Genomic DNA, 2,290 nt, shown 5'->3' with positions numbered 1-2,290 from the left:
AGAACCAGATCCGATCCTTGAGCACGCTATCGTCGGGATCGACATAGAATTCGGGCCAGGTGCAGTTGTGGCGGTCGGAAGCCAATTTGACGCCTTCGCGCAGCAACTCGGCATATCGTCCGCGCGAAATACCGAACAAGACGAAGTCTCGCTGTTGCTGGCGGACATGTATCTTCACCTTGCTACCGGTGTCCAATCCGGCGCAGATCCCACGGAACACATCGTCCCAGCGACGCCGATCCGCGTCATGATCTCTGATCACGAATTTCCGGCAGGAACGCGCCTCATACCTGCCGTGCACGAGCAAAATTGCGGTCCCTGAAACCTGCCGCTTGCTTACATCGGAGACGGGCCTTTCGGGCGGCTCCTCCCTCGGCGTTGGATCACCGCCCCTGATTGGGCTAGCCCATCTGATGCAGTTCACTTACTCTCCGATGGTAATTCCAGGACGATGCGCTCGATCCGCTGGGCGATTTTTCCCGCGCCGACACCCTTGCCAATTGTGTTGGCCAGCACCGCCACGCTGATATGATCCCTGGGGAATTCGCTCAGCGAACTGTTGAAGCCGTTGATCCCGCCGCCGTGGCTGATCTTCGGATGGCCGCCCAGATCGTCGATGAACAGACCCATGCCATAGTCACCGCGCGGCTTGCCTGAGGCCTTGGCGATCGCCGCGCCGCTTTTCTCGCCGTCTTTGAGCCGGCCCGGCGCGATCATCGCCTGGAAGGACGCCGGGCTCAGCACCTTCCCGCCGAACAAGGCGGCATTCCAGCGCACCAGATCGGTGGCCGACGACCGCATCGCGCCCGCACCGCCCGGCACGGTCATCGAAATGAACGGCGCGTTGGCGAACTTGCCGGGGCCGGTCGAGGCATAGCCTTCGACGCGGCCGGGGACGATTTCGGCTTCGTCGTCCAGCGCGGTATGCTGCATGTCGAGCCTGGCGAAGAACCGCTCCTTGAACACCGCGGCGAGCGGCCGGCGCTCGACCTTCTCCACGACGAGACCCAAGATATAATAAGCGGTGTTGCTATAGTTCCAGTTCGTGCCCGGCTCGAAGTCAAGCAGCTTGGGCATGGTCTTGAAATAACGCAGCATGTCCTCCGGCGTCTGCGTGACGGGGCCGAGCCGGGTGAAGGCATCCGGCTCGTCGGTGTAATTGTGCAGGCCGGAGGTGTGGTGGAGCATTTCGAGCAAGGTGATGTCGCCCGCCCGCGGAAAATCGGGGAAATATTTCGACAGCCGGTCGTCGAGCGACAATTTCCCTTCCTCCTGCAATTTCAGCAGGGCGGCGGTGGTGAACTGCTTCGTCAGCGATCCGATGCGAAAGACGCTGTCGTCGGTCACCGGCGCGTTGAGCTCCAGATCAGCCGATCCGTAGCTTTTCACCAGCAGCGGCTTACCGTTCTTATAGACCGCGACCTGCAGGCCCGGCGCTTCGCCGGCGGCGATCGCCTCGCGCGCGCTCTGGTCGATCTGCGCGGCGATCGCGGCGTCGTCGGCGGCATAAGCTGCGGGCGCGACCGCGATGGTCGCGACCGTGGAGGCGCAGAAAAGCACAAAAACGTTTCTCATGAGGTCACTTCCAACAGCGGACGGTTGGGATCGGGATGGCGCACGATCATCGTCGCGCACCGCGGAATGCGAAATCGATCGCGCGGCTGACCGACGCCTGTTGCACACTGCCGTGGTCCTCATCGGCGAAGACCACGTCCACGACCTGCATCGGCGGCCCGGCGCGCTCGATCGCGCGCAGCCGTCGCGCCATTTCGCGCATATTGTCGATCATCTTCGAGCTTGCGCCGACGCGATCCTGTTCGCGGCCGCCGACCGCCAGCATCACCGCCGGCGCGTGCGGCGCGCTTGCGATCCGTTGACCGAATGCCGTCTCCTCGGTCCACAGCGCCGGGGCGGCCCAGATCGACGGGCTGGCGGCAATGAAGTGGCCGAACGATTCCGGCCGCGTGAAAAGCGCGTGCAGCACCGCGAGCCCGCCGAGCGAATGACCGAACAATGCGGCGCGCGACGCATCGACCGGCGCGACCGCCGCGACGCGCGGTTTCACCTCGCGATCGACGACATCGAGAAATGTGTCGAGCCCGCCGGACAGGCTCGCGGCAAGCGCGGCAACCCCGGCGGCGGTCCCGCGGCGTCGATCTTCGGCGGTGGCGGGCAAGGTCAGATCGTGGGTGCGCAGCGCCCAGATCGCCAATGTCTGCTGCGGCATCTCGCGAAAGGCGTCCGGCAGCCGGTCTTTCACCGCATTCACCGTGCGCGACACGAAATCGGC

3 protein-coding genes are annotated in these 2,290 nt (G+C 64.2%); 1 reads left to right on the top strand and 2 read right to left on the bottom strand.

Annotated features, from left to right (window positions below; genetic code table 11):
- Window positions 1–322, top strand: a 322-nt coding sequence (locus BGN95_RS13990) for a hypothetical protein (protein WP_286772995.1), incomplete at its 5' end; no start/stop codon positions are given.
- A 98-nt stretch (window positions 323–420) separates the two neighbouring features.
- Here BGN95_RS13990 and BGN95_RS13985 read toward each other — a convergent pair.
- Both BGN95_RS13985 and BGN95_RS13980 read right to left on the bottom strand, forming a co-directional pair.
- The gene (locus BGN95_RS13985) at window positions 421–1,575 is read right to left on the bottom strand and encodes a serine hydrolase domain-containing protein (RefSeq protein WP_286772994.1); all 1,155 of its coding nucleotides are present in this window, start codon (window positions 1,573–1,575) and stop codon (window positions 421–423) included.
- Between the two features lie 46 nt (window positions 1,576–1,621).
- Window positions 1,622–2,290 (bottom strand): alpha/beta hydrolase (locus BGN95_RS13980; protein WP_286772993.1); only part of this gene is annotated, 669 nt, incomplete at its 5' end.

Origin of the sequence: Sphingomonas sp. 66-10 (assembly GCF_001897045.1) — a bacterium.
Taxonomy (GTDB): Bacteria; Pseudomonadota; Alphaproteobacteria; order Sphingomonadales; family Sphingomonadaceae; genus Sphingomonas; species Sphingomonas lycopersici.
This window is presented reverse-complemented; position numbering and strand designations above follow the sequence as displayed.

Bases quoted from the DNA above. Each gene is read 5' to 3' on its own strand.
- BGN95_RS13985 (WP_286772994.1), bottom strand. From the start codon at position 1,575: ATGAGAAACGTTTTTGTGCTTTTCTGCGCCTCCACGGTCGCGACCATC.